This window comes from Streptomyces sp. NPDC056628, assembly GCF_042792555.1.
In the GTDB taxonomy this organism is placed as follows: domain Bacteria; phylum Actinomycetota; class Actinomycetes; order Streptomycetales; family Streptomycetaceae; genus Streptomyces.
Genome location: NZ_JBHTWG010000022.1, coordinates 59,285 through 83,374 on the forward strand (window position 1 = coordinate 59,285; position 24,090 = coordinate 83,374).

At 72.8% G+C, this 24,090-nt stretch carries 23 protein-coding genes; 10 read left to right on the plus strand and 13 right to left on the minus strand.

Features of this window, described 5'->3' with window-relative positions:
- The first annotated feature begins 101 nt into the window (after positions 1-101).
- Entirely contained in the window at positions 102-761 is a 660-nt protein-coding gene (locus tag ACFRAC_RS24315; protein ID WP_382927338.1) for a TetR/AcrR family transcriptional regulator, read from the plus strand.
- 59 nt (positions 762-820) lie between these two features.
- On the opposite strand, the gene ACFRAC_RS24320 is transcribed toward ACFRAC_RS24315, so the two are convergent.
- Positions 821-2,059 (minus strand): glycoside hydrolase family 18 protein, encoded by a 1,239-nt coding sequence (locus ACFRAC_RS24320; RefSeq protein ID WP_382927341.1) that lies wholly within the window; start codon positions 2,057-2,059, stop codon positions 821-823.
- A 335-nt stretch (positions 2,060-2,394) separates the two neighbouring features.
- Here ACFRAC_RS24320 and ACFRAC_RS24325 point away from each other — a divergent pair, with 335 nt between their 5' ends.
- Positions 2,395-3,567 carry an acyl-CoA dehydrogenase family protein gene (locus ACFRAC_RS24325; RefSeq protein ID WP_382927343.1) on the plus strand — a complete coding sequence of 391 codons (1,173 nt, stop codon included), beginning with the start codon at positions 2,395-2,397 and terminating at the stop codon, positions 3,565-3,567.
- A gap of 444 nt (positions 3,568-4,011) precedes the next feature.
- Here ACFRAC_RS24325 and ACFRAC_RS24330 read toward each other — a convergent pair whose 3' ends face one another.
- Positions 4,012-4,449 (minus strand): hypothetical protein, encoded by a 438-nt coding sequence (locus ACFRAC_RS24330; RefSeq protein ID WP_062674396.1) that lies wholly within the window; start codon positions 4,447-4,449, stop codon positions 4,012-4,014.
- Between the two features lie 265 nt (positions 4,450-4,714).
- Here ACFRAC_RS24330 and ACFRAC_RS24335 point away from each other — a divergent pair, with 265 nt between their 5' ends.
- The 4 genes from ACFRAC_RS24335 to fxsA all read left to right on the plus strand — a co-directional run bounded on the left by ACFRAC_RS24335 (position 4,715) and on the right by fxsA (position 8,792).
- Positions 4,715-5,155, plus strand: a complete 441-nt coding sequence (locus ACFRAC_RS24335; protein ID WP_361340451.1) for an Lrp/AsnC family transcriptional regulator — start codon at positions 4,715-4,717, stop codon at positions 5,153-5,155.
- A 57-nt stretch (positions 5,156-5,212) separates the two neighbouring features.
- Positions 5,213-6,817 carry an amidohydrolase gene (locus tag ACFRAC_RS24340; RefSeq protein ID WP_382927347.1) on the plus strand — a complete coding sequence of 535 codons (1,605 nt, stop codon included), beginning with the start codon at positions 5,213-5,215 and terminating at the stop codon, positions 6,815-6,817.
- Between the two features lie 543 nt (positions 6,818-7,360).
- Positions 7,361-8,176 carry a polyprenol monophosphomannose synthase gene (locus tag ACFRAC_RS24345; protein ID WP_382927350.1) on the plus strand — a complete coding sequence of 272 codons (816 nt, stop codon included), beginning with the start codon at positions 7,361-7,363 and terminating at the stop codon, positions 8,174-8,176.
- Positions 8,177-8,237: 61 nt separating this feature from the next.
- Entirely contained in the window at positions 8,238-8,792 is a 555-nt protein-coding gene (gene fxsA, locus ACFRAC_RS24350) for an FxsA family membrane protein (RefSeq protein WP_382927352.1), read from the plus strand.
- A gap of 221 nt (positions 8,793-9,013) precedes the next feature.
- On the opposite strand, the gene ACFRAC_RS24355 is transcribed toward fxsA, so the two are convergent.
- From ACFRAC_RS24355 to ACFRAC_RS24370, 4 genes are all read right to left on the minus strand, one after another.
- Positions 9,014-9,388, minus strand: a complete 375-nt coding sequence (locus tag ACFRAC_RS24355; protein ID WP_030677841.1) for an RNA polymerase-binding protein RbpA — start codon at positions 9,386-9,388, stop codon at positions 9,014-9,016.
- 278 nt (positions 9,389-9,666) lie between these two features.
- Positions 9,667-11,025, minus strand: a complete 1,359-nt coding sequence (locus ACFRAC_RS24360; protein ID WP_382927355.1) for an MFS transporter — start codon at positions 11,023-11,025, stop codon at positions 9,667-9,669.
- A gap of 54 nt (positions 11,026-11,079) precedes the next feature.
- Positions 11,080-11,850, minus strand: coding sequence for a glycerophosphodiester phosphodiesterase (locus ACFRAC_RS24365; RefSeq protein WP_382927359.1), 771 nt, complete (start codon positions 11,848-11,850; stop codon positions 11,080-11,082).
- Complete coding sequence (locus tag ACFRAC_RS24370; RefSeq protein ID WP_382927361.1) at positions 11,847-12,500, minus strand: YitT family protein; 654 nt, start codon at positions 12,498-12,500, stop codon at positions 11,847-11,849. Before ACFRAC_RS24370 ends, ACFRAC_RS24365 begins: the two co-directional genes overlap by 4 nt.
- A gap of 98 nt (positions 12,501-12,598) precedes the next feature.
- On the opposite strand from ACFRAC_RS24370, the gene ACFRAC_RS24375 reads away from it, so the two are divergent.
- Positions 12,599-14,098, plus strand: a complete 1,500-nt coding sequence (locus ACFRAC_RS24375; RefSeq protein WP_382927364.1) for a PLP-dependent aminotransferase family protein — start codon at positions 12,599-12,601, stop codon at positions 14,096-14,098.
- A 27-nt stretch (positions 14,099-14,125) separates the two neighbouring features.
- On the opposite strand, the gene ACFRAC_RS24380 is transcribed toward ACFRAC_RS24375, so the two are convergent.
- Positions 14,126-15,760 carry a hypothetical protein gene (locus tag ACFRAC_RS24380; protein WP_382927367.1) on the minus strand — a complete coding sequence of 545 codons (1,635 nt, stop codon included), beginning with the start codon at positions 15,758-15,760 and terminating at the stop codon, positions 14,126-14,128.
- A 41-nt stretch (positions 15,761-15,801) separates the two neighbouring features.
- Positions 15,802-15,996 carry a hypothetical protein gene (locus ACFRAC_RS24385; protein ID WP_004002760.1) on the minus strand — a complete coding sequence of 65 codons (195 nt, stop codon included), beginning with the start codon at positions 15,994-15,996 and terminating at the stop codon, positions 15,802-15,804.
- A 312-nt stretch (positions 15,997-16,308) separates the two neighbouring features.
- Between ACFRAC_RS24385 and ACFRAC_RS24390 the strand changes: the two genes are divergently transcribed.
- Together ACFRAC_RS24390 and ACFRAC_RS24395 are read left to right on the plus strand one after the other, a co-directional pair.
- Positions 16,309-16,701 (plus strand): ankyrin repeat domain-containing protein, encoded by a 393-nt coding sequence (locus ACFRAC_RS24390; protein ID WP_382927369.1) that lies wholly within the window; start codon positions 16,309-16,311, stop codon positions 16,699-16,701.
- A gap of 300 nt (positions 16,702-17,001) precedes the next feature.
- Entirely contained in the window at positions 17,002-18,420 is a 1,419-nt protein-coding gene (locus ACFRAC_RS24395) for a HEAT repeat domain-containing protein (protein WP_382927374.1), read from the plus strand.
- A gap of 300 nt (positions 18,421-18,720) precedes the next feature.
- On the opposite strand, the gene ACFRAC_RS24400 is transcribed toward ACFRAC_RS24395, so the two are convergent.
- The 5 genes from ACFRAC_RS24400 to ACFRAC_RS24420 are packed head-to-tail and all read right to left on the minus strand — an operon-like array spanning position 18,721 to position 23,145.
- Positions 18,721-19,590, minus strand: a complete 870-nt coding sequence (locus ACFRAC_RS24400) for a biotin-dependent carboxyltransferase family protein (RefSeq protein WP_382927377.1) — start codon at positions 19,588-19,590, stop codon at positions 18,721-18,723.
- Entirely contained in the window at positions 19,587-20,204 is a 618-nt protein-coding gene (locus tag ACFRAC_RS24405; RefSeq protein ID WP_382927379.1) for an allophanate hydrolase subunit 1, read from the minus strand. The genes ACFRAC_RS24400 and ACFRAC_RS24405 overlap by 4 nt, the downstream gene beginning before the upstream one ends.
- Positions 20,201-20,959, minus strand: a complete 759-nt coding sequence (locus tag ACFRAC_RS24410; RefSeq protein ID WP_382927382.1) for a LamB/YcsF family protein — start codon at positions 20,957-20,959, stop codon at positions 20,201-20,203. Before ACFRAC_RS24410 ends, ACFRAC_RS24405 begins: the two co-directional genes overlap by 4 nt.
- A gap of 27 nt (positions 20,960-20,986) precedes the next feature.
- Positions 20,987-21,802: a putative hydro-lyase gene (locus tag ACFRAC_RS24415; RefSeq protein WP_382927444.1), complete on the minus strand. Its 816-nt coding sequence runs from the start codon at positions 21,800-21,802 to the stop codon at positions 20,987-20,989.
- A 26-nt stretch (positions 21,803-21,828) separates the two neighbouring features.
- Complete coding sequence (locus tag ACFRAC_RS24420) at positions 21,829-23,145, minus strand: MFS transporter (protein ID WP_382927385.1); 1,317 nt, start codon at positions 23,143-23,145, stop codon at positions 21,829-21,831.
- A gap of 198 nt (positions 23,146-23,343) precedes the next feature.
- Here ACFRAC_RS24420 and ACFRAC_RS24425 point away from each other — a divergent pair, with 198 nt between their 5' ends.
- Positions 23,344-24,048: a GntR family transcriptional regulator gene (locus ACFRAC_RS24425; protein WP_382927388.1), complete on the plus strand. Its 705-nt coding sequence runs from the start codon at positions 23,344-23,346 to the stop codon at positions 24,046-24,048.
- Positions 24,049-24,090: the final 42 nt, after the last annotated feature.

A 24,090-nucleotide genomic window follows, 5' to 3' on the forward strand; every position in this document is an offset into this window, starting at 1 on the left:
TGTGAGCGGACCCGTCAGCCTCGATCACACTCGAACAAGCAGCTGGCGCCCGTCTGCCATACTGCCGATGTCCCGCCGCCCGTTGGATAACAGGGTCGAAATTGAATATTAGTCAGCAGCGTGACGCGGCCCGTCCCAGGGCCCGCGGCACCGAGCGCTCGATGGCACGCCGTGCCGAACTCATCGCCATCGGGCGGAAGCTGTTCGCCGACACGTCCTACGACGCGCTCTCCATGGACGACATCGCCCGGCAGGCCCGTGTGGCCAAGGGGCTCATCTACTACTACTTCCAGTCCAAGCGCGGCTACTACCTCGCGATCATCCAGGAATCCGTGGCCGAGCTCGTGACCTTCGCGGCGAGCGGGGGCGAGCTGGATCCTGTGGACCGGGTGCACCGCACCATCGACAGCTATCTGTGCTACGCCGAGCACAACCAGGCCGCCTACCGCACCATCGTCAGCGGCGGTGTCGGCTTCGACACCGAGGTGCACTCCGTCCGGGACGGCGTGCGCGAGGCGATCATCGCCACCCTCGCGGAGGGCGCGTACGGCCGCACCGACATCGCCCCGCTCGCCCGCATGGGCCTGCTGGCCTGGGTGTGCAGCGTGGAGGGCGCCACCCTCGACTGGATCGACCGCCCCGAGCTGCCCCGTGACACCATGCGCGAACTGCTGGTGAAGACCCTGGGCGGCGCCCTGCGCGCCATCGAGGACCTCGCCCCCGCCTACCGCGCCCCGCAGCCGGCCCGCCGCGAGGTCTGATCCGAACGGCAAGGGGCGGAGGCTCGTGGTCCTCCGCCCCGAGTCCCCCGTGGGACCGGTTACCTGATGGCCCTGATCAGCTCACCGTTGGCGGTGTCACCGCTCAGCTCCCAGAAGAAGGTGCCGCCGAGACCCTGCTGGTCCTTGTAGGTCATCTTCGTCCCGACGGTCGCCGGGGTGTCGTAGCTCCACCACTGGTCCCCGCACTTCGCGTACGCCGTGCCGCCCACCGTGCCGGTCGCCGGGCACCTCGTCCTCAGCACCTTGTAGTCCTCGATGCCCGCCTCGTAGGTGCCGGGCGCCGCGCCCGTCGCGGTGCCGCCGGGCTGCGACTGGGTGACGCCGGTCCAGCCGCGCCCGTAGAAGCCGATGCCGAGCAGCAGCTTGGACGACGGGATGCCGAGGCCCTTCAGCTTCGCGATGGTCGCCGAGGTGTGGAACTGCGCCTTCGGGATGCCGGAGTACGAGGTCAGCGCCGAGTGCGGAGCCGTGGGACCGGTCGCGTCCCAGGCGCCGAAGAAGTCGTACGTCATCGGGTTGTACCAGTCGACGTAGCGCGCCGCGCCCGCGTAGTCCGCCGCGTCGATCTTGCCGCCGCTGGTGGCGTCCGCGGTGATCGCCGCGGTGACCAGGTTGCCGGAGCCGAACTTCGCCCGCACGGCCGACATCACGTTCCTGAAGGCGTCGCGGCCGCTGGTGTCACACGTGGCACCGCAGGCGTTCGGGTACTCCCAGTCGATGTCGATGCCGTCGAAGACGTCGGCCCACTTCGAGTTCTCGACCAGGTCGTAGCAGGACTGCGCGAAGGCGGCCGGGTTGCGGGCGGCCTCGCCGAAGCCGGTCGACCAGGTCCAGCCGCCGAAGGACCACAGGACCTTCAGGCCCGGGTGCTTCTTCTTGAGCTCGCGCAGCTGGTTGAACGTCCCGCGCAGCGGCTGGTCCCAGGTGTCGGCGACGCCGTCCACCGACTCGCCCGCGGTGTAGGTGCGCTCGGTCGCGGCGTAGGAGTCGCCCATCGCGCACTTGCCGCCGGTGACGTTGCCGAAGGCGTAGTTGATGTGGGTGAGCTTGTTCGCCGAACCGGACGTCTCGATGTTCTTGACGTAGTACTTGCGGTCGTACGTGCCCCATTCGGTGAAGTAGCCGACGACCTTGGAGCCGGCGGAGAGCCTCGGGCCGGAGGCGGGCTCGGCGCCGGCCGGTGCGGCGCCGGCGAGCAGTCCGGCGCCGAGGACCGCCGCGCAGGCGGCGGACACGAGCGCGAGGAGCCGGGGGCGTGAGGGGTGCGGATTGTGCATCGGGGTGCGTCCTCCGTGGGGGGAGAGGGGAGCTGAGCCGATTGGCATGAACGCGTTGATGAACCGCTCCGTCAAGGTAGGAGGACTAGACCAGTACGTCAATGGTTCGGACCAATTCCGGACCGCGATAACGTGCTGGACACGTTGTGGAGTGAGCGGTCGTTAACTGGTGACGGCATACGTCCGATCGGGCATACTCACAGCGCACAGCCGCTGGTCAGCAGCCTCCGAGACCCGGAGTTCGCGAGCATCGGACTGGCCCAGAGAGACCTGGCGGAGCCGCCGAACCCAAGGCGACACGTCCGCCGACGTGCCCGACAGGGAGGATCGTCGCCATGCCCGACCGCGCCCCGCAGACGGTGGACCGTCAACTGCCCACGGACGAGGCCCGGGACCTGATCTCGCTCGTCCGCGACATCGCGCAGCGCGAGATCGCCCCGAGGGCGGCCGAGGAGGAGGACGCCGGGCGCTTCCCGCGCGAGGTCTTCACGCTGCTCTCCGAGTCCGGCCTGCTCGGCCTGCCCTACGAGAGCGAGTACGGCGGCGGTGACCAGCCGTACGAGGTCTACCTCCAGGTCCTGGAGGAACTCGCCGCGGCCCGCCTCACCGTCGGGCTCGGCGTCAGCGTCCACACCCTGGCCTCCTACGCCCTCGCCACCTACGGCAGCAAGGAGCAGCAGGTCGAGCACCTGCCCGCGATGCTCGGCGGCGGGCTGCTCGGCGCCTACTGCCTGTCCGAGCCGGCGTCCGGATCCGACGCGGCCTCCCTGCGCACGCGGGCGGTCCGGGACGGCGACGAGTGGGTGATCACCGGCACCAAGGCGTGGATCACGCACGGCGGCATCGCCGACTTCTACACCGTCATGGCCCGCACCGGCGAGGAGGGCCCGCGCGGCATCACCGCGTTCCTGGTGCCCGGCGACGCCGACGGGGTCGGCGCGGCACCGCCGGAGAAGAAGATGGGCATGAAGGGCTCACCCACCGCGCAGGTGCACTTCGACGGCGTCCGCGTCCCCGACGGGCGCCGCCTCGGCGAGGAGGGCCAGGGTTTCGCCATCGCCCTGTCCGCGCTCGACTCGGGACGGCTCGGCATCGCGGCCTGCGCGATCGGTGTGGCCCAGGCGGCCTTGAACGAGGCGGTCGCCTACGCCACCGAGCGCCGCCAGTTCGGCAAGCCGATCGCCGACTTCCAGGGCCTGCGCTTCATGCTCGCCGACATGGCCACCCAGATCGAGGCCGGCCGCGCGCTGTACCTGACGGCGGCCCGGCTGAAGGACGCGGGCCGGCCGTTCGCCAAGCAGGCGGCCATGGCGAAGCTGCACTGCACCGACACCGCGATGAAGGTCGCCACCGACGCCGTCCAGGTCCTCGGCGGGTACGGCTACACCGCGGACTTCCCGGCCGAGCGGTACATGCGCGAGGCCAAGGTCCTGCAGATCGTCGAGGGCACCAACCAGATTCAGCGCATGGTCATCGCCCGTCACCTAGCGGGTCCCGAGTCACGCTGAACTGACCGCGCTTGACCTGCGGCGCCGCGAGCCGGATCCACTCCGGGTCGTGATGCCCGGGCAGCGTCTGGCCGCGGTCCGCCCACATGCGCATCAGGTCGCGGTAGATGGGCGGGTCCTGCTGCTGCGGCGGCGCCGGCGGCTGAAGCGTTCCTGCGGGACGCGGGACGAAGACGCGTCGCTGGGGCCCGGTCGCGGAGTAGGTGGGGGGCATACCCGGGCAACGCGGAGGCCGCCGGGCAAGTCACTGCTCCGCAGATTCGGGCGTGAGTTCGCGGACACCCCCACGCCGGGGCGTGCGCCGCGCACGGGGTGCGTCAGCTCAACGCGTCTGGCAGGCACGGCGGTTGACGGGACCGCGCGCACGACTCCCGCACCACGGCGAGCAGCACGATGCCGTGGTGCGGGCGTCGACGAGGATCACATGCGGCGCGGGGCGCTCGCTCAGGCGGCGTGGCGCCGCATGACCGGTACCCGCATCGGTCGCGAGCCCGGGCCGCCGACGTGCGAGAAGGGCTGGGTCCGCCAGTCGAGCCCCTGAGGGAGCGTCAACAGCAGGGCGGTGTCCTGCTCCTGGGGCTCCGCCGACTCGTCCGCGGAGCGGGCCTCGGAGGCGAGGCGGCCGGTCCCCGCGCACACGGTCAGACCGAAGGGGTTCCACGGCGAGGCGCACAGCGCGTGCTCCGGCAGGACCTCCTCGTCCGCCAGCAGTGCGATGGGCTGCGCGCAGTCCGGGCAGATCACCCGGTACATCTCGAAGGTGTCGTACGCGTCGAGTTCGTCGTCCTCCAGGGCGTCGGGTTCGACGCCCTCCGGAGCGGGCTCGACGACAAGCTGCCGGCGCTTGGGCGCCGTACGACCGGGACGCTTAAGACTCTGCATGGGATTCTCCCCCTCGGGCTGGGCCGTGAAGGCGCTGCGGCCTCGACCACAGCAAGCACTTCCCTCCGGCCCACGGCGTTAATCACGGCGACATCACGGAGCCTGTTCGACGACTGTGGCCTTCGTCACATGCCGCCCGCAGGTGCCCGCTGCGGCCGGTTTGTCCCCCGGCGGACCGACGGCGGCCGGCGCCGACATCACGAACCGGCCATGACCTGGGCCGGCGAGGTATCCGTGGAGATCAAGAGCCCTGTAGGTTCTTGCCATGGAGGAGCTGGACCGACAGATCGTGCAGCTGCTCGTCAAGGACGGGCGGATGAGCTACACCGACCTGGGCAAGGCCACCGGCCTGTCCACGTCGGCCGTGCACCAGCGGGTGCGCCGGCTGGAGCAGCGCGGCGTCATCCGCGGCTATGCCGCTGTCGTGGATCCGGAGGCCGTGGGACTGCCCATGACCGCCTTCATCTCGGTGAAACCCTTCGATCTCAGCGCCCCCGACGACATCGCGGACCGGCTCGCGGGCGTGCCCGAGATCGAGGCCTGCCACAGCGTGGCGGGCGACGAGAACTACATCCTCAAGGTCCGGGTGGCCACCCCGCACGAGCTGGAGGAACTGCTCGCCCGGCTGCGGTCGCTGGCGGGCGTCTCGACCCGGACGACCGTGGTGCTGTCCACGCCGTACGAGGCACGGCCGCCGAGGATCTGACCGCCCTCGCGGCGACCCCGGTCCGAAGGCGGCCGGGCGAGGCGCGAAACTGTTCCCATGAGTGAGTCCACCGCCCAGCCGCAGACCGTCCTCCTCCGCCGCGGGGAGGTCCACAGCCCCGCCGATCCCTTCGCCACCGCGATGGTCGTGGAGCGCGGCCAGGTCGCCTGGGTCGGTTCCGAGGGGGCCGCCGACGCCTTCGCGGACGGCGTGGACGAGGTCGTCGACCTGGACGGCGCGCTGGTCACCCCCGCGTTCACCGACGCGCACGTGCACACCACGGCGACCGGCCTCGCGCTGACCGGGCTCGACCTGTCGGGTGCCCCCTCCCGGGAGGCCGCGCTCGCCCTGGTACGGGACTTCGCCGCCGCACGCCCGGGCGACCGCGTCCTGCTCGGGCACGGCTGGGACGCCGCCCGCTGGCCCGGCGGCCGCCCGCCGACGCGTGCGGAGCTCGACGAGGCCACCGGCGGCCGCCCGCTGTACCTCTCCCGGATCGACGTCCACTCGGCGGTCGTCACGACGGCCCTGCTGAAGATGACGCCGGGCGCCGCCGGCGCGCCGGACGCCCCGCTCGTCGCCGACGCCCACCACGCCGTCCGCGCCACCGCGCTGGCCGCCCTGACCGACGCCCAGCGCACCGAGGCCCAGCGGGCCGCCCTCGCGCACGCCGCGTCCCTCGGCATCGGCACCGTCCACGAGTGCGGCGGGCCCGACATCTCCTCCGAGGACGACTTCACCGGCCTGCTCCGCCTCGCCGCGCAGGAGCCGGGCCCCCGGGTCGTGGGGTACTGGGCCGAACAGGACGTCGACAAGGCGCGGGAGCTCGGCGCCGCCGGCGCGGCCGGCGACCTGTTCGTCGACGGCGCCCTCGGCTCCCACACCGCCCGCCTGCACGAGCCCTACCGCGACGCCGGGCACACCGGCACCGCCTACCTGGACGCGGCCGCCGTCGCCGCCCACGTCGTCGCCTGCACCGAGGCGGGACTCCAGGCGGGCTTCCACGCGATCGGGGACGCCGCCGTGACCGCCGTCGTCGACGGGATGCGCGCCGCCGCCGACCAGGTCGGCCTCGCCCGGATCCGCGCCGCCCGCCATCGCGTCGAGCATGCCGAGATGCTGACCCCCGAAACCGTCGCCGCCTTCGCCGAGCTTGGTCTGACCGCGTCCGTGCAGCCCGCGTTCGACGCCCTGTGGGGCGGCGAGGACGGTATGTACGCCCAGCGCCTGGGTGCCGAACGCGCCCGCGCGCTCAACCCGTTCGCGGCCCTGCTGCGGGCCGGGGTGCCGCTCGCGTTCGGTTCGGACAGCCCGGTCACGCCCCTGGACCCCTGGGGCACGGTCCGCGCCGCCGCGTTCCACCGCACGACGGAGCACCGGATTTCGGCGCGCGCCGCGTTCACCGCGCACACGCGGGGCGGGTGGCGGGCCGTCGGCCGGGACGACGCGGGCATCCTGGTGCCGGGCGCGCCCGCCGACTACGCGGTGTGGCGCACCGGCGCCCTGGTCGTCCAGGCGCCCGACGACCGGGTCGCGCGCTGGTCGACCGACCCGCGCTCCGGCACCCCCGGCCTTCCCGACCTCTCTCCGGGCCGTGACCTGCCGGTCTGCCTGCGCACGGTGGTCGGCGGACGCACGGTCTTCGTACGGCCGGGCGAGTGATCTACCGGGGTGGCGTGCGCGGGCCCGGCTCGCGCCGGTGCGTCGTACGACCTGGGAATCCTGGGCGCTGACCTGGGACGTTTCCGGAAAGCCGCAGGTCGCAAGCCTGTTGACAGGCGGAGGTCCGGGGCCGGTAGGTTCGGCGGCGTCCACCACCGGACGCCCGAGCAGACCACCGGGGAACTTTCGGGAAACGGTCGTAACGCCGCTGGGTCAGGGACGGTGTGCCGCACCGGCGCACCGCCACTGGGAGCCAGGCTCAGCGCCGGCGCGGCGACGACGGAACGTTCCGGCCTGCCGGGGAGGTGTGACCCGGGTGGGGCCCGGGCGCTCAGTAGACAACGGCTTCAGGTCGACCCGCAGCCGGCGGGTCCCAGGTCGGCCCGAAGGGCGCCGGGCCCCCATCCGCAGACGGCCGCGGACCGCCGGCCTCCGCGCGAAGCCCCCGAGCGCGTCCCGCAGCGCCGTACGACCGTGCTGTCACGTCGGCGCAGGCCGCGCCCACTATGGTGGTCCTCTGCGGACGGACATGAAGGGGCAGCAGTGAACGACGGCGACGGGACCCTCGCGGCACAGGACCGGGGGAGGCAGTTCGGGCCGCTCGGCACGGCATTGGTGATCATCCCGACCTACAACGAGGCGGAGAACATCAAGAGCATCGTCGGCCGGGTCCGCGAAGCGGTCCCCGAGGCGCACGTGCTCGTGGCCGACGACAACAGCCCCGACGGCACGGGCAAGCTGGCGGACGAGCTCGCCGTTCAGGACGATCACGTCCAGGTTCTGCACCGCAAGGGCAAGGAGGGCCTCGGCGCGGCCTATCTCGCGGGCTTCCGCTGGGGCCTGGAGCACGACTACGGCGTGCTGATCGAGATGGACGCCGACGGCTCCCACCAGCCCGAGGAGCTGCCGCGCCTGCTGACCGCCCTCAAGGGGGCCGACCTGGTCCTCGGGTCGCGCTGGGTGCCGGGCGGCCGGGTGGTGAACTGGCCCAAGTCCCGCGAGTTCATCTCCCGGGGCGGCAGCCTCTACTCCCGCCTCGCCCTGGACCTGCCCCTGCGGGACATCACCGGCGGTTACCGTGCCTTCCGCCGCGAGACCCTGGAGGGGCTCGGCCTGGACGACGTCGCGTCCCAGGGCTACTGCTTCCAGGTCGACCTGGCCCGCCGTGCCGTCAAGGCCGGCTACCACGTCGTCGAGGTCCCGATCACCTTCGTGGAGCGCGCACTCGGCGACTCCAAGATGAGCCGCGACATCCTGGTCGAGGCGCTGTGGCGGGTCACCACCTGGGGGGCGCAGGAGCGGGTGGGCAAGCTCGTGAACCGGGGGAAGCCGTCGACGCCCAAGGGGGAGCGGGCGTAGGACGAGCGGCCCCGGCCGTCCACTTATACCGCTCTGAACCGGGCCCAGGCACACTGGACGCATGACGACTGGCGCACCGCCCTCCACCTCGCCCGCCCGGCCCCGCCGCTCTCGTCTGCGCGGCTTCCTGCCGCTGGGCGTCGCCGCGTGGCTGGTGCTGGAGATCTGGCTGCTGACGGTGGTGGCCGGCGCGGCCGGCGGGCTCACGGTCTTCCTGCTGCTGGTCGCCGGGCTCGTGCTCGGCTCCGTGGTCGTGAAGCGGGCGGGCCGGCGTCCCTTCCAGGCGCTCAACGAAGCACTTCAGCGCGGCGGCACCCCGGAGAGCGGCGGTGGGAACGGGCTGATGATGCTGGGCGGCCTGCTGATCATGCTGCCGGGCCTGGTCTCGGACGCGCTCGGGCTGCTCCTGCTGATCCCCCCGGTGCAGAAGGTGGTGAGCCGTTTCGCGGAGCGGACCTTCGACCGCAAGCTGCGCGAGGCGGCGGCCGGGTCGTTCGGCGACGCCTTCCAGCAGGCGCGCATCCACCGCCCCGACGGCAGGATCGTGCAGGGCGAGGTCATCCGCGAGCGGCCCGGTGACGAGCCCCAGGGGCCCCGCCCGCCGCTGACGCGCTAGGTCGTCTCCGTAAGGTCGCGTCCTCCGCCCGTAGGCGGGCCGACCGATGCGCTGCGAGTGAGGGTCCCCCTGCTCGAAGAGTTCGGGGAGCGTGCCGGACACCGGACGGCAGGTGGGACCTCGCGGACACCTCCTAGCCGCCGGCGCTGCCAGGACAACGCACAAAACCGCAGGTGCCGTGGGGCACCTGCGGTGTGTGTGCGCTCGTCAGCCGGTGTCCGCTAGGCGGACTTGCGGCTGTCCCGGGGATGAACGGCGATGTTCATCGCCCCTGACCGGAGAACGGCGAGACGCTCCGCGAGGACCTCTTCGAGTTCCTCGCGGGTACGCCGCTCCATCAACATGTCCCAATGCGTACGCGCGGGCTTGGCCTTCTTCTCCTCAGGGCCGTCGCCGTCCACGAGGAGTGCCTGGGCTCCGCAGACCTTGCACTCCCACTCCGGCGGGATCTCCGCCTCGACCGAGAAGGGCATCTCGAACCGGTGCCCCTTCTCGCATGCGTACTCCACGGCCTGGCGCGGGGCCAGGTCGATGCCGCGGTCCGTCTCGTAGCTGGTCACCACGAGGCGCGTGCCGCGAAGAGCTCGCTCACTCATGAATCGTGCCTCCCGGGCTTGTCGCCCACAGGACAGGTGTCGCTGTCGTCGTCATCCGGTCAACGTCCGGTCGGCGGTAAAGATTCCCGTTCCGAGTCACGTTCCGGGTCGTGCGTCGCCGTCGTAGCCGCAGCCTTGCTGACCAATGTCGTACCCACCGGCGCCCGGTTTGTCACATCTGCAAGGAGATGTGACACAGCGTTTCGGCATCTTTGACGCGCAGTAACGGTACGCCTGGTAGGCCAAACGCGTACACTACCGCCCTTTCACTCCGAACGCTAAATCGTGGGCGGTACGCGGTTGCCCGCGTCGCTGATCGCCCGTCGTACGGGTACCCGCGCGAGCAGGATGAACCCGATCACGAAGAAGGCCACCAGCGAGATGATCGCGTCCCGGTAGCTCCCGGTGAGCTGATAGGTCAGGCCGAACAGCAGCGGGCCGAGCCAGCTCATGCCCCGGTCGCTCATCTCGTACGCCGAGAAGTACTCGGCCTCCTTGCCGGGCGGCACCAGATGGGAGAACAGGGACCGCGACAGCGCCTGACTGCCTCCCAGGACCAGGCCGATCCCGGCCGCCAGCACGAAGAACCACACCGGGGCCCCGGCCGGCAGGAAGTATCCGGCCGCCAGCGTGACCGTCCAGGCGACCAGCGATCCCAGGATCGTCCGTTTCGCGCCGTAGATCCGTGCCAGGCGTCCCATGGTCAGCGCGCCGGCGACCGCGAGGACCTGCACCAGCAGCACGGCCCCGATGAGGGTGGCCTGGCTGAGCCCCAGTTCCTCGGAGCCGTAGACCGACGCCTGGGTGATCACCGTCTGGATGCCGTCGTTGTAGACCAGGTAGGCCAGCAGGAAGGCGAGGGTCAGTGGGTGCCGGCGCATGTCGCGCAGGGTCGCGGCGAGCTGCCGGAACCCGGAGGTGGTGCCCTGCCCGGCGGCCCGCCCGGCGGCCGGTCCCCGGTCGCGCAGCCGCAGCAGCGGGACCAGCGCGAACCCGCCCCACCACAGACCGGCCGAGGCGAGGCAGATGCGGACGGCCATGCCCTCGGAGACCCCGAACGAGTCGTGCCCCAGATACAGGCCGAGGTTCACGACCAGCATCAGCGAGCCCGACGCGTAGCCGAACGCCCAGCCCCGGGAGGAGACCGCGTCGCGTTCCTCGGGGGCGGCGATCTGCGGCAGGTAGGAGTTGTAGAGCATCATCGCGACGGACTGCGCGGCGTTCGCCACCACGAGCAGCAGGCCGCCGAGCAGATAGCGGTCCCCGTCCAGCAGGAACATCGCCGTGGTCGCGGCCGCGCCCGTGTAGGCGGCGGCCGCCAGAAGCGGCTTCTTGCGCCCCGTACGGTCGGCTGCCGCCCCGACCAGCGGCATCACCAGCACGGCCACGACGACCGACAGGGACACCGAGTACGCGAAGAACGACCCCGCGCGCACGGGGATGCCCAGCGGATGGACGAAGCCGTCCGCGTCCGCCGCCTCCTCCGCGACCGATGTCAGATACGGGCCGAGGAACACGGTGAGCACGCTCGTCGAGTAGACGGAGCACGCCCAGTCGTAGAAGTACCAGCCGCGCTGTTCGCGACGCCGTCCGGCGGCCTCGTCGGCCGCCTCCGTACGCACGGTCTCGGTGCCCACCCGTGCCCTCGCTTCCCCGTGGAGATCCCGCGCGAGGGCGGAGCCAGGACGGGGTCAGACCCAGACGCCCCGGTCCTCCATGACCTTGCGCAACGTGTCGATGTGATCGGTCATGATGCCATCCACTCCCAGGTCCAGGAGCCGGTGCATCCGCTCCGGATCGTTGATCGTCCACACGTGCACCTGCAGCCCGTGCGCGTGGGCCGTCCGCACGAAGCGGTGGTCGACCACCTGGATGCCGGACTGGGCCTCGGGCACCTGGGCCGCCACCGCCGAGCGGCGCAGCGCGGCGGGCACACCCCAGGAGCGCAGCCGCAGGTTGAGCACCCCACGGGTCCCGTACGACGTCGCCAGGCGCGGGCCCGCCAGGCGCCGGGCACGGACCACGCGCGCCTCGGAGAAGGAGCCGACACAGACGCGGTCCCAGGCGTTCACGCGCTCGACCAGTTCCAGGAAGGGGTGGAGGGCGGGCTCCGCCTTGAGGTCGACGTTCCAACGCACCTCCGGGAACGTCTCCAGCAGTTCCTCGAACAGCGGCACCGGCTCCTCGCCCGCCACCCGGGCCTGCCGCACCTCCGACCAGGGCAGGTCCTCGATCCGGCCCGCGCCGTCCGTCACCCGGTCCAGTGTGGCGTCGTGGAAGGCGACGAGCCGGCCGTCGCGCGTGGTGTGGACGTCGGTCTCGATGTACCGGTAGCCCTGTTCCACGGCCCGCCGGAACTGCAGTGCCGTGTTCTCCAGGCCGTCCGCCGCGCCGCCCCGGTGGGCGAAGGGGATGGGGCCGGGGTGGTCGAGGTAGGGGTGGCGTATCCGTGTGGTGCTCACGGGCGCAGTATCGCCCCTTCGGGTTGCCCGCCGGCAACGACCGTGCTTCCGCCGGACAGCGGCGGGACGGCGAACATCCGCAGGAACAGCTGCGCCAGCGGGCCGATGGACAGCGCGTACAGGATCGTGCCGATGCCGATGGTCCCGCCCAGCGCGAAGCCGGTGGTGACGACCGCGACCTCGACGGCCGTGCGCGTCAGCCGGATGGAGCGCCCGGTCCGCCGGTGCAGGCCGGTCATCAGGCCGTCCCGCGGGCCCGGCCCGAAACGCGCGGCGATGTAGAGGCCGGTGGCCATGCCGTTCAGCACGATGCCGGCCACGAGGAACGGGATCCGCGCGGCGAGGCTGTGCGTCTCGGGGAGCAGTGCGAGGGTGCCGTCCATCGCCAGGCCGACCGCGAACACGTTGGAGACGGTGCCGAGACCGGGACGCTGGCGCAGCGGGATCCAGAGCAGCAGCACGGCCGCGCCGACGATGATCGAGACGACCCCGATGGTCAGACCGGTGCGCTCGGCTAGGCCCTGGTGCAGTACGCCCCAGGGTTCCAGGCCGAGACCCGCGCCGACCAGCAGTGCCGAGCTCACCCCGTAGAGGGCGAGGCCCGCGTACAGCTGGGACAGCCGTCGTACGAGGTGCCGCTGGCTGGACAATTGCGCCCCCTGGTGGTGGTAGTGGCCTGCCGCATGACACCCTGTGGCTTGGGATGCAACGCCATCCATGGCCAATTCGAAGTAGGTGGACTGGAATCATGGCGCAGTGGACTTCCGCGGTGGGTGCCGCACAGCTCGCCCGTCTCCTCACCTCGCAGCAGGACCGCCCCGCCGGCCCCGGCACCCGGCGTCCGCCCGCGTACCGGGCGCTGGCCGACGGCGTCCGGCTGCTCGTCCTCGAGGGCCGCGTCCCGGTCGCCGCCCGCCTGCCCGCCGAGCGCGAACTCGCCCTCGCGCTGTCCGTGAGCCGTACGACCGTGGCCGCCGCCTACGAGGCGCTGCGCGGCGAGGGCTTCCTGGAGTCGCGGCGCGGGGCCGGCAGCTGGACGGCCGTGCCCGCCGGCAACCCGCTGCCGGCACGCGGGCTGGAGCCGCTGCCGCCCGAGGCGCTCGGCTCCATCATCGACCTGGGCTGCGCGGCTCTGCCCGCCCCCGAACCCTGGCTGACCCGCGCCGTCCAGGGTGCCCTGGAGGAACTGCCGCCGTACGCCCACACCCACGGCGACTATCCCGCCGGGCTGCCCGCGATGCGGGCGATGATCGCCGACCGGTACACGGCGCGCGGCATCCCGACCATGCCCGAGCAGATCATGGTGACGACCGGGGCGATGGGCGCGATCGACGCGATCTGCCAGATGTTCGGCGGGCGCGGCGAGCGGATCGCGGTGGAGTCGCCGTCGTACGCCAACATCCTCCAGTTGATGAGGGAGGCCGGCGCCCGGCTCGTGCCGGTCGCCATGGCGGAGGGGCTGTCCGGCTGGGACATGGACCGCTGGCGGCAGGTCCTGCGGGACGCGGCGCCGCGGCTCGCCTACGTCGTCGCCGACTTCCACAACCCGACCGGCGCCCTGGCCGACGAGGACCAGCGCCGTCGGCTGGTGGACGCCGCCCGGTCGGCGGGGACCGTCCTGATCGCCGACGAGACCATGAGCGAGCTGTGGCTCGAACCGGAGCTGGAGATGCCCCGGCCGGTGTGCGCGTTCGACCCCGCCGGATCGACCGTCATCACCGTCGGCTCGGCCAGCAAGGCCTTCTGGGCCGGCATGCGGATCGGCTGGGTGCGGGCCGCCCCGGACGTGATCCGCAGCCTGGTGTCGGCACGCGCCTACGCCGACATGGGCACACCCGTGCTGGAGCAGCTCGCCGTGAACTGGCTGTTCGGCACCGGCGGCTGGGAGCAGGCCGTGGAGGCGCGGCGCGGCCAGGCCCGGGAGAACCGGGACGCGCTCGTGGCCGCCGTCCGCCGCGAACTGCCCGCGTGGGAGTTCGAGGTGCCGCGCGGCGGCCTCACCCTGTGGGTCCGCACGGGCGGCCTGTCGGGATCGCGGCTCGCGGAGGCGGGGGAGCGCGTCGGCGTCAGGGTGCCGTCCGGGCCCCGTTTCGGGGTGGACGGCGCCTTCGAGGGCTACGTCCGGCTGCCGTTCACCGTGGGCGGCGCGGTCGCCGAGGAGGCGGCGAGCCGCTTGGCCGCGGCGGCGCGGCTCGTGGAGAGCGGGGTCACCGGCGGGGGCGAGTCGGTGCGGCCGTTCGTGGCCTGACCGGGCCGCGCCCCGTCCGGGCCCCCCTCACGACGTCTCGGCCACCACGGCCTCGACCGGGACCGGCTCCGGTTCCGGTTCGGTCTTCGTGAGCCGGGGCGAGGGCTCCGCCTCCATCGGGGTGGTGCGCTCCGGCAGCAGGTCCAGTACGGCCTGCCGGTGCGCCTCGCTCGTCGCGTCGTCGTACGGGTCCGGGGTCGCCGGCACCTGGAGGCGGTGGACCAGGCCGGTGCCCAGGCGGGCGTAGCCGCGGCCGGGCGGGGTGTCGGCGACCGGCGTGGTGTGCGGGGGAGCGCCGAGGACGGATTCGAGCTGCTCCGCCGTCGCCGGACCGAGCACGACACGCGCGCGCGTGTGCTGGCGTACGGCGTCGCCGAGGGCGTCCAGCGCGTCCCACTGCTCGGCCACGACCACCGTGACTCCGGCGGCCCGACCGTGCCGCAGGGGCACCTGGAGGAGGGACTGCGGATCCTTGCGACCGTCGGCGGCGGCCAGGTGCGTGAAGACGGTCGGGCGGTCCAGCAGGACCCACAGCGGGCGCTTGGTGTCCTCGGGCGGCGGTTTGCCGGCCTGCCGGGCCCGGTTGACGGCGATCAGGCGCCGTTCCGTCTCGGTCGCCACCCACTCGATGCTGGCCACCGCCCCCGCCAGCCCGCACTCGACGGCCAGGACCCCGTCCCGGCCGGTGAGGCAGGCGTACTCGCCGGTGCCACCGCCCTCCACGATCACCACGTCACCGTGCTGGAGCGCCTGGAGCGCGATGGAGCGCAGCAGGGTGGATGTGCCGCTGCCGGGCTGGCCGACGGCGAGCAGGTGCGGCTCGGTGGACCGCAGACCGGTGCGCCACACCACCGGCGGGACGTCGCGCTGCCGGGCGCCGTGGGTGAGCGGCAGCGTGCGGCGGACCAGGGTGGCGTCGGTGAAGCCCAGCACGGTCTCGCCGGGTGCCGTGACGAACCGCTGCGCGGCGATGTCCGTGGGCAGCGGGGCGAGCGCCGAGACCGTCAGCTCGTTGCCCTCCTCGTCCCAGTCGAAGTGGTACTCGCGGCCACGGCCCGCCTTGGAGGTCAGCAGATGCTCGATCCGGATGCGGGCCTGCGCCTCCCCGTCGGTGAAGTAGGCCGGGTAGCGGATCAGCAGCCGGACCACCCGGCCCGTCCCGTCGAACTCGTACTCGGGCAGGGCCTTCTCCCAGTCGCCGCCGTGGGAGTACAGCGGCTCGGGGTCCTCGGGGGCGGAGAAGTACGGGACGAGTGCCTCGTACAGCGCCTTCAGCCGCTCGGTCCGCGACGGGTCGGACCCCTCGGGAGCCGCCGGTCCGCGGTCCCTGCCCTGCCAGGCTGCCGCCGCCATCACGGTGATGACGGCGAGCAGCGGCCCGTACGGAACCAGCGCGACGACCAGGATCACCGAGGCCACCAGGAAGAGGAGCGGCCCGCGCCTGTCCTTGGGGGTCTCGGCCCACCTGCGCCGTCCGGCGGCAGCCAGCCGGCGCAGACCGCGGGTGACCGTGATCAGCGGGTGGAGGACGTCGGAGGCGCTGTCGCCCGCCGTCCGGGCCAGCTCCCGGCTTCGGGCGAACTGCGTCCGGGCCAGCTCTCGGCTCCGGGTGAACTGTGCGCTGCCGGTGCTCAGGATGCGGGGGAGGGGGCGGCGGGCCACTGCTGTCTCCTACGAGTGCGTACGGGCGGGAGGGGGCGGCGTCAGAACTGGATGCCACCCAGGAGGCTCGCAAGGCTCTCGCCGCCTGCCTTGATGCTCGGGGCGATGGCCGTGCTTGCCAGGTAGAAGCCGAACAGGGCCGAGATCAGGGCGTGCGACGCCTTCAGCCCGTCCTTGCGGAAGAAGATGAAGACGACGATGCCGAGCAGTACGACGCCTGAGATGGAGAGGATCATCTGAGTGCTCCTGGTTTGTGGGGACAGTCACCATGAGTACTTCCAGGCTCACAGGATGTATCCATACGATAAAAGGTGCAAGTGGGTGAAATTCGGCTAATTTCCCCCGCTCGGCGGAGTGTCCTTGGCCGGATGAGCCGGGCTCCTGAGCGCCACTGTGTCTGCGATGATCTTTGCCGCGGACGCAGCGGGTCATGTGCCGCGCGAGCCAGTACCCTGGCGAATCACCCGTACGGCCGCGCTCCGCTCGCCGGCCCGTACCCTGCTCCCCGCAGAACCCAGTCCCCGTGCACGCAGGAAGGCGGTCCGGCCATGAGCGAAGCCCCCGACCCCGAGGTCGTGGAGCTGGCGACCAAGATCTTCGATCTGGCCCGGCAGGGGGAGACCGAGCAGCTCGTGGCGTACGTCGACGCGGGCGTTCCGGCCAACCTCACCAACGACCGCGGCGACTCCCTCGTGATGCTCGCCGCCTACCACGGGCACGCCGAGGCGGTACGCGCCCTCCTCGCGCGCGGTGCCGAGGGCGACCGCGTCAACGACCGAGGCCAGACACCACTCGCCGGGGCGGTCTTCAAGGGCGAGACCGAGGTGATCAAGGCCCTCCTCGACGGAGGCGCCGACCCGGCCGCGGGCACGCCGTCCGCCGTGGACACGGCCCGCATGTTCGGCAAGACCGAACTGCTCGAGCTGTTCGGCGCACACTGATCCGACGGTTCTGACCAGCGAGGACACGGAAAACGGGGGAGGCGGTACCGGGCCGCCGTAATTTCGGTCGCGGCGGACGGAAGTGCCGAGTCATCATGACGTCGTGATTCACGGACGCGAGGGCTGGGCAGGTGTTGCCGCACCGCGCGGGCCGTGATCGGTCCGCATGGGCCACCGACGAGAGGCAGAGGAAGATGGTCTACAGCAAGCAGGAAACGGCGGGCGCCCCGACGTGTTGTCACGCGGCCAGGTGAAGCAAGAACCCCGGTTGCGTCGACGCTTGATGTGAGGCTGTTTCCCATGTTCGAACCGGTCATAGCGCCCAGCGGTACGCTGCTCGGCCTGCTCCAGCGGGGCCGCGGCGACGGAACGCTGCACGCGCTCACCGCCCCGCGCTCCGAGGCGCTCGCGGCCCTCGACCAGTGCGTGCTGCACGATCCCCGGCACGACTGGCACGTGGAGAACCGCTCCCTCTACTACGCCCGGCTCTACCTCGACCTGAACGGCGAGCTCGACACGATCGAGGCCCATCTCTTCGACGCCGAGGACATCCTCGACACCGACGAGTCACGAACCGGGCTCGCCCTCGCCGTCCTGGGCCATCTCGCGTCCTACGGCCGCCGGGACGCCCTCGAACTGCTCCGCAGGTACGCCGCCTCGGGCTCGAACTGGGCCTGGGCCCTGGACGAACTGGCGCTGAGGGACGACGACGCGGGCCTGCGCGCCCTCGCCGCCCCCGTCCTGGCGCGCTTCCCGGCCGACCCGGAGGGCGACGCCGAGCTGGCCGTCGCCGTACGCGACGCCTTCGAGCCACGGCCCTGGCGGCTGTGGGCCGACGATCCCCGGCCGTCGATCGCCACGCGGGTGCGTACCGCGCACGAGGCGGGGTGCTTCGACCGCTGGCAGCGGCAGATGCGCCCCGGCGGGCCCCGCCCGGGATGGAGCGTGCAGGCGGTCTTCGACTGGGCCCAGGAGGGGCTCGAACGCGGCGCCGCGCTGCACGTGCCCGCCGCCCGGTGCCTGTCGGCCGTCGCCGGGCCCGAGGACCGGCCGCAGATCGTCGCGGCGGCCCGGGACGGCGGCGACGGAGCCCGCTGCACCGCCCTGCGCTACCTCGCGGACATCGGCGACCCCGACGTGCTCGACCTCGTCGAGGCCGCCGTCGTCACCGGCTCACCGGCCGTCGTGGAGGCCGCCGTCGACGCCTTCGAACGCATGCGCGGCGTCGCCGCCGTGGACCGCGCGCGCGGCTGGGCCCGGCGGCCCGACGCGCTGGGCGCCGCGGCCGGACGTGTCCTCGCCTGCCGGGGCGGCGCCCGGGACAAGGACCTCGTCCTCGCGGCGCTGCGGGAGGCCGTACGCGGTGAGGGCCCCGACGCCCCCACGCTGTGGACCCTCGTCGACGGCACCGGACGCCTCGGCCTCGCCTGCGCCGCTCCCGTCCTGCGCCATATCTACCGGGAGACCGCCTCCTCCCATCTGCGCGGCCGCACCGCCCGCGCCCTCGCCGCCACCGATCCCTCCTTCCCGGCCGGCTTCGCCGTCGAATGCCTCTGGGACTGCGAGGAGAACACCCGCGAGATCGCCGCCCGGCACGCCGAGACCGGCGACGCCCGGGTCGTCGAGCGCCTCCGCCGCCTCGCCGCGGATCCCGCGGAGGAGGACGAGGTGCAGACGGCTGTACGCAGCCGGATCGGGCCGGACGCGACGACGGGCTGAAGCGGGGGCCGGCCGGGGGTCGTCTCCGTGCGGGCCCTGCGTCTACGGATACGCCGACCCGCCCAGGGGGGCGCGCGCCCGGCGTCCCGGACCGGTCGAGCGGCACGATGGCAGGTGCGCCGGGCCGACCCGCACCGAGGGACCCGCCCTGGCGGCGATGCGCGTCCGGGCAGTCCGGTCCGCCGGGGCTCGCCGCTGGTCGGGACCCCACGCCGTACCCCGGTCCCGGGCGGGCCTGCGTCAAGCCGCCGGGGGCGCTCAGGGATACCGGGAGCGATTCTGGGCGGCCCCCGGCAGGGCTCAGCGGCGGCGTACCGCGACGAAGCGGATCGGGGTGCCCGGGGGTGCCTGGGCGGCGGATGGGAGGTCGGGGGTGCGCACCACCGCGATCACCGGGTAGCCGCCCGTGGTCGGGTGGTCGGCGAGGAAGACGACGGGCCGGCCGTCGGGCGGGACCTGGACCGCGCCCAGGACCATGCCCTCGCTGGGCAGTTCACGGGTGGTCGCCCGGCCCAGGACCGGGCCCTCGGTGCGCAGGCCGATGCGGTTGCTCGCGGGGGAGACGCGGTAGGGACGCGACGTGAAGACCTGAAGCGCCTCCGGAGAGAACCAGTCCGCGCGCGGGCCCAGCGTGACACGCAGGACGAGTTCCGCCGGAGGCGCCAGCTGGGGAGCGACGTCCACGCGCGCGTGCAGCCCCGCCGGGCGGCCCAGGGGCAGCACCGCGCCGTCCGTGAGGGGTGGCGGGCCCAGGCCCGACAGCAGGTCCGTGGAACGGCTGCCGAGCACCGGCTCGACGGCGACGCCACCGGAGACGGCCACATAGGTGCGCACGCCCGCCGTGGCGGGGCCCACGTCCAGCAGCGCGCCCGCCGCCACCCGCACCGGAGCGCCCCACGCGACCGGACCGCCGTCCACCGTGACCCGGCAGGGCGCGCCGGTCGCGGCCACCATGAGCGTCGAACGGGGCCGCACCGTACAGCCGCTGAGTGTCGTCTCCAGGACGGCGGCGTCGGCGGGGTTGCCGACCAGCCGGTTGGCGAGCGCCGCCGCGGGCGGGTCGAGGGCACCCGAGCGCGGCACTCCGAGATGCGCGTGACCGGGACGGCCGAGGTCCTGCACGGTGGTCAGGGCGCCGGCGCGGACGACGGAGAGCGCGTGGTCGGTCATGATCCGTCCACCGGGACGAACCGCACCCGCGTACCCGGCGCCAGCAGTGCCGCCGGCACCCGCGTGTGGTCCCACAGCACCGCGTCCGTCGTGCCGATCAACTGCCAGCCCCCCGGCGAGGAACGCGGGTACACGCCCGTGTACGGGCCGGCCAGGGCCACCGCGCCCGCGGGGACGGCCGTGCGCGGGGTCGCCCGGCGTGGGACGTCGTACCGCGGTGGCAGCCCGGTCAGATAGCCGAAGCCGGGCGCGAACCCGCAGAAGGCGACGCTGAATTCGGTGCCCGCGTGGATACGGGCGACCTCGTCGGGCGACACCCCCCAGTGCGCGGCGACATCGTCCACGTCGGGTCCGTCGTAGCGCACGGGGAGTTGGACGACCTCGCGCGCGTGTGCCGGGGCCGGAGGCACGTCGGACAGGGCGAGTTCGGCGGCGAGGCGGTCCGGGTCGGTGAGGCCGTCGAGCAGGACGGTGCGGGCCGCGGGGACGATCTCGCGTACCCCCAGTGAGCCTTCGGCACGGCGGCGCAGCAACTCCGCGTGCAGGGCCTGGGCCTCCTCGCCCGAGGACACCTCCACCAGCAGCGCGTCGTCGCCGACGGGCCGCGTCCTCATGCGAAGGCCTCCACCCGGACACCCGACTCCTCCAGCCGCTCCCGCACCCGGCGGGCCAGTTCGACGGCCCCGGGCGTGTCGCCGTGCAGGCACAGCGACCGCGCGCGTACCGCGACCCGCGTCCCCGTGTGGGAGGTGACCTCGCCGGCGCGGGCCAGCCCCAGCGACCGTTCCACGACGGCCTCCGGATCGGTGACCACGGCACCGTCCCGGCCGCGCGGGACGAGCGTGCCCTGCTCGGTGTACGCCCGGTCCGCGAACGCCTCCGTGACCGGGGGCAGCCCGGCCTTGTCCGCCAGCTCCAGCAGCCGTGAACCCGGCAGGCCGAGCACGGGCAGGGTGGAGTCGGCGAGGAGCACGCCGTCCACGACGGCGCCCGCCTGCTCCTCGTCGTGCACGACCCGGTTGTAGAGCGCGCCGTGCGGTTTCACGTACGCCACACGCGCACCGGCGGCCCGCGCGAAGACCTCCAGGGCGCCGATCTGGTACGCCACTTCGGCCGCCAGCTCGGCGGGCGGCACGTCCATCGCCCGCCGCCCGAACCCCGCGAGGTCCCGGTAGGAGACCTGGGCGCCGATCCGCACCCCGCGCGCGGCCGCCTGCTCGCACACGCGCCGCATGGTGGCCGCGTCCCCGGCGTGGAAGCCGCAGGCCACGTTGGCGCTGGTGACGACCGACAACAGCCGTTCGTCGTCGGTGAGCTGCCAGCGGCCGAAGCCCTCGCCCAGGTCGGCGTTGAGATCGATCGAGGTCATGAGTCCGTCGTTTCCCCGGTGCGGTGGTCAGGCGACGATGCGGTACTGCTCGTCGCGGGCGTCGGTCAGGAACATCTGACCCGGTGCGTGCGTGATGGCGAACGGTGGGCGCGACGCCATCACCGCGGCCTGCGGAGTCACCCCGCAGGCCCAGAACATGGGGATGTCGTCGGGCTCCAGGTCCACCGGGTCGCCGAAGTCGGGGCGTCCCAGGTCCGCGATGCCGAGCGCCGAGGGGTCGCCGCAGTGCACAGGTCCGCCGTGCACCGCCGGGAGCAGTCCCGTCTCCCGCAGGGCGGCCGCCACGTGCTGCGGCGGCACCGGACGCATCGACACCACCATCGGCCCGCGCAGCCGTCCCGCGGGACGGCACGGGCGGCTTGTGACGTACATCGGCACGTTGCGGCCCTGTTCGACGTGGCGGATCGGGACGCCGGCCTCACCGAGCGCCGACTCGAAGGTGAAGCTGCACCCGATCAGGAACGACACGAGATCGCTCCGCCAGTGGGCGCGCACGTCCGTCGGCTCGTCCACCAGCTCCCCGTCCCGCCAGACCCGGTAGCGCGGCAGGTCGGTGCGCAGATCGGCGCCGTCCGCGAGGACCGTCGTCCAGGAACCGGTGTCCGTGACGTCGAGCACCGGGCAGGGCTTCGGATTGCGCTGGCAGAACAGCAGCATGTCGTAGGCCCAGTCGGCGGGCACCGCGATCAGATTGGCCTGGGTGTGGCCGGCCGCGACCCCCGCGGTGGGGCCCGCCTGTCCGGCGCGGAAGCGGGCGCGGGCCTCCGCGGGGCTCCACGCGCGTGCGTGCGCGTCGAGGAGGGCGACCGGCGAGTCGGGCACGCCGGCGACGGGCGAGGCGCCGCGGTTCACACGAGCTCCTTCCCGCGCGTCTCCGGCAGGCCGAGCAGGGCGAGCGCCGCGATGCCGTAGCCGATCGCACCGAACACCAGCGCGCCGCCCACCCCCCAGCTGTCGGCGAGGAAGCCCACCATGGTGGGGAAGACGGCGCCCACCGCGCGGCCCGTGTTGTACGTGAAGCCCTGTCCTGTGCCGCGCACGGCCGTCGGGTACAGCTCGCTCAGATACGAGCCGAAGCCGCTGAAGATGGCCGACATGCAGAAGCCGAGCGGGAAACCGAGCACCAGCAGCACGGTGTTGGCGCCGGCCGGGATGTTCGCGTACGCCAGGATGCAGACGGCGGACAGGAGCGCGAACAGCCATATGTTGCGGCGGCGGCCCAGCAGGTCCGTGAGGTAGCCGCCGGTCAGATACCCGGCGAAGGCACCGGAGATGAGGAAGGTCAGATACCCGCCTGTGCCGACGACCGACAGCTCCCGCTCGGTCTTCAGATAGGTCGGCACCCAGGTGGCCAGGGTGTAGTAGCCGCCCTGGACGCCGGTGGAGAGCAGGCCCGCGAAGAGCGTGACGCGCAGCAGTCCCGGCTTGAAGATCGCGGTGAACGAGCCCTTCTCCGCGCTCTGTTCGCGCACGGCGACGGCATCGGGGGCGTCGTGCACCCGGCGGCGCATCCAGATGACGAGCAGCGCGGGCAGGGCACCCGTCCAGAACATCACCCGCCACGCCAGGTCGTCGCCGACGAACGAGAACACCAAGGTGTACATGACCGCCGCGAGGGCCCAGCCGACGGCCCAGGAGCTCTGGATCGCCCCGAGGGTGCGGCCCCGGTGCCGCGCGCTCGCGTACTCGGCGACCAGGATGGCGCCGACCGCCCACTCGCCGCCGAAGCCCAGCCCCTGGAGGGCACGGAAGACCAGCAGCCACTCGTAGCTGGGGGCGAAGCCGCAGGCCACCGTGAACACGGCGTAGGTGACGACCGTGATCATCAGGGCCTTGACCCGGCCGATCCGGTCGGCCAGCACGCCCGCCAGGGCGCCGCCCACCGCGGAGACGACCAGCGTGACAGTGGTGAAGAGACCCGTCTGGCCGCTGTCCAGACCGAAATACGCGGCGAGCGCCACCATGCTGAGCGGCAGGGTGAAGTAGTCGTACGAATCGAGGGCATACCCGCCGAAGGCACCCGCGAATGCGCGGCGCCCGCGCGGTCCCAGGGCGCGCAGCCAGCCGAGCGCGCCCTCATCGCCCGCGTGCTCGGCGGCGGTGGCCGGGTGGGGAGCGTCCGGCGGAGCGGTCTTCGAGGTCCGCGGTGGAGGGGGAGTGCTCATGGGCACCTCGCAGTGAAGGGAGGGGTGGGGACGGCGGTGGAGCGGGGCGTGGGGGGTGGCAAAAGTCGGCGGTGAGGGGAGCGGAGGGCGGAGGTGTGCCGTGCTGAACCGGACCGTGGGCAGCAAGGTAGGGGATCGTTGAACGATCCTTCAATACCCCTGTTGTTTCGTTCCTCTGACTGCGGTTGAATTCCGGGCATGGCAGAGCAGCTGGGCGGACTGGCCGACGACCGTGCCCTTCTGGGGCGGACGAGCACGGCGGAGCGGGTCTCGGACATTCTCAGGAGCCGTATCTCCGAGGGCTTCTTCCCACCCGGGACCCGGCTGTCGGAGGACAGCATCGGCGGGGCGCTCGGTGTGTCCCGCAACACACTCCGCGAGGCGTTCCGCCTGCTCACCCATGAACGGCTCCTCGTGCACGAGTTGAACCGGGGGGTGTTCGTCCGGGTCCTCACCGTGGAGGACGTGGAGGACATCTACCGCACCCGGCGCCTGGTCGAGTGCGCGGTCGTCCGCGGGCTCGGCGAGCCGCCGTACCCCTTGGAGGGGCCCGCCGAAGCCGTCGCCGAAGGGCAGCGGGCCGTGCGTGAAGGTGACTGGAAATCGCTGGGGACCGCCAACATCCACTTCCACCGCGAACTGGTGGCGCTGGCCGGCAGCGAACGCACCGACGAGCTCATGCGCAGCGTCTTCGCCGAACTGCGGCTCGCCTTCCACGTCGTCGACGATCCCCGCCGTCTGCACGAGCCCTACCTCGCCCGTAACCAGGAGCTCCTGCAGGCGCTGGAGGCGGGCGACACCGCCGGGGCCGAGCGAATCCTCGGCGTCTACCTCGACGACTCCCTGGAACGCGTCGTCGAGGTGTACCGGCGACGGGTGGGGGAGGGGGAGATCGTTCCCTGAGGCGGGCTTCCCGGGCAGGCGGTGGACAAGGGGCCCACGCGG

Excerpts from the sequence above, each read along its gene's own strand:
- fxsA (WP_382927352.1), top strand. The coding sequence starts at position 8,238 with ATGACGACTGGCGCACCGCCCTCCACCTCGCCCGCCCGGCCCCGCCGC.
- ACFRAC_RS24400 (WP_382927377.1), bottom strand. The coding sequence starts at position 19,590 with ATGACCGACCACGCGCTCTCCGTCGTCCGCGCCGGCGCCCTGACCACC.
- ACFRAC_RS24425 (WP_382927388.1), top strand. The coding sequence starts at position 23,344 with ATGGCAGAGCAGCTGGGCGGACTGGCCGACGACCGTGCCCTTCTGGGG.
- ACFRAC_RS24340 (WP_382927347.1), top strand. The coding sequence starts at position 5,213 with ATGAGTGAGTCCACCGCCCAGCCGCAGACCGTCCTCCTCCGCCGCGGG.
- ACFRAC_RS24410 (WP_382927382.1), bottom strand. The coding sequence starts at position 20,959 with ATGACCTCGATCGATCTCAACGCCGACCTGGGCGAGGGCTTCGGCCGC.
- ACFRAC_RS24320 (WP_382927341.1), bottom strand. The coding sequence starts at position 2,059 with ATGCACAATCCGCACCCCTCACGCCCCCGGCTCCTCGCGCTCGTGTCC.
- ACFRAC_RS24355 (WP_030677841.1), bottom strand. The coding sequence starts at position 9,388 with ATGAGTGAGCGAGCTCTTCGCGGCACGCGCCTCGTGGTGACCAGCTAC.
- ACFRAC_RS24330 (WP_062674396.1), bottom strand. The coding sequence starts at position 4,449 with ATGCAGAGTCTTAAGCGTCCCGGTCGTACGGCGCCCAAGCGCCGGCAG.
- ACFRAC_RS24375 (WP_382927364.1), top strand. The coding sequence starts at position 12,599 with ATGGCGCAGTGGACTTCCGCGGTGGGTGCCGCACAGCTCGCCCGTCTC.
- ACFRAC_RS24420 (WP_382927385.1), bottom strand. The coding sequence starts at position 23,145 with ATGAGCACTCCCCCTCCACCGCGGACCTCGAAGACCGCTCCGCCGGAC.
- ACFRAC_RS24325 (WP_382927343.1), top strand. The coding sequence starts at position 2,395 with ATGCCCGACCGCGCCCCGCAGACGGTGGACCGTCAACTGCCCACGGAC.
- ACFRAC_RS24390 (WP_382927369.1), top strand. The coding sequence starts at position 16,309 with ATGAGCGAAGCCCCCGACCCCGAGGTCGTGGAGCTGGCGACCAAGATC.
- ACFRAC_RS24395 (WP_382927374.1), top strand. The coding sequence starts at position 17,002 with ATGTTCGAACCGGTCATAGCGCCCAGCGGTACGCTGCTCGGCCTGCTC.
- ACFRAC_RS24385 (WP_004002760.1), bottom strand. The coding sequence starts at position 15,996 with ATGATCCTCTCCATCTCAGGCGTCGTACTGCTCGGCATCGTCGTCTTC.
- ACFRAC_RS24335 (WP_361340451.1), top strand. The coding sequence starts at position 4,715 with ATGGAGGAGCTGGACCGACAGATCGTGCAGCTGCTCGTCAAGGACGGG.
- ACFRAC_RS24405 (WP_382927379.1), bottom strand. The coding sequence starts at position 20,204 with ATGAGGACGCGGCCCGTCGGCGACGACGCGCTGCTGGTGGAGGTGTCC.